1 pseudogene is annotated in these 929 nt (G+C 26.4%); it reads left to right on the forward strand.

Annotated elements, in window-relative coordinates:
• A pseudogene (locus HGC4_RS16615) lies at positions 1 to 929 on the forward strand (hypothetical protein); the annotation flags it as partial.

The raw sequence follows: 929 nt of genomic DNA on the forward strand, positions 1-929 counted from the left end.
GGTATAGAAGATTTACTTTTTTATACACAAGTTTCAAATTATTCGTTGTATGCATATAATTCAAAAGAGTTATTTAAAGAACATACCTCTGATTCAAAATGTTGGATAGATGGTATATTTCATAAAAATGATGCATATCAGACTCCTATTGTATTAAATCCATGGAGGAATGAAGGAATAATAGATGTCAACAAAGAAAATGAGTTAACCAAACAAAGATTGATCTCTTTATTTGTAAAAGACAATGATTCTGATAATTCTATTAGAAATATAAATAATTGCCAAAAAGCCAAATATCTACTTCTACATCCTCACAAGACATCCAAGCTAACTGATATAACCATTTATAAATATTTTAGAGAGAATATCAATATAAATAGACTTGAGTATCAAATGAATGATATAAAATCATACTCAAAAGATAGTTATGGAGCAAATTACAATAACTTTCAAAAAGCTCACATTCAGACATTGATTGGGCTAAAGAAAATTATAGAGGAAAATTATGAAGATTTTGAGAATGTATTGAAGGTTCTTCAAAATGTAAAATTAAAGATGCTTGAGAATGAAAACATTGAACAAGAAGATTCTGATTTTGAAGAATATATAAGTGAATTATTGATGCTAGACTTATCTAAAGAAGATAATCAAGTAGTCAATTTCTTCATAGAAAATTCTTTTGAGCAATTTAACATCCTACAAATACAACGAGTTATACTAATAATATCTATTAGGAAGCTCTGGGACATAGAACTAAAAGGATTTAACAAAGAGGATTTATATAAGGATACTTTAATAAGTAAGGCTAAAGAGTATGTTATATACAAAACAATATCTATTTTTGAAAAATACCCTCAACATAAACGTATTAGTCCAATAGATACACTGAACACTTTTAATTCTATTTTCGAATATAATGCCATAATAGA

Source organism: Dysgonomonas sp. HGC4, from assembly GCF_001261715.1.
In the GTDB taxonomy this organism is placed as follows: domain Bacteria; phylum Bacteroidota; class Bacteroidia; order Bacteroidales; family Dysgonomonadaceae; genus Dysgonomonas_A.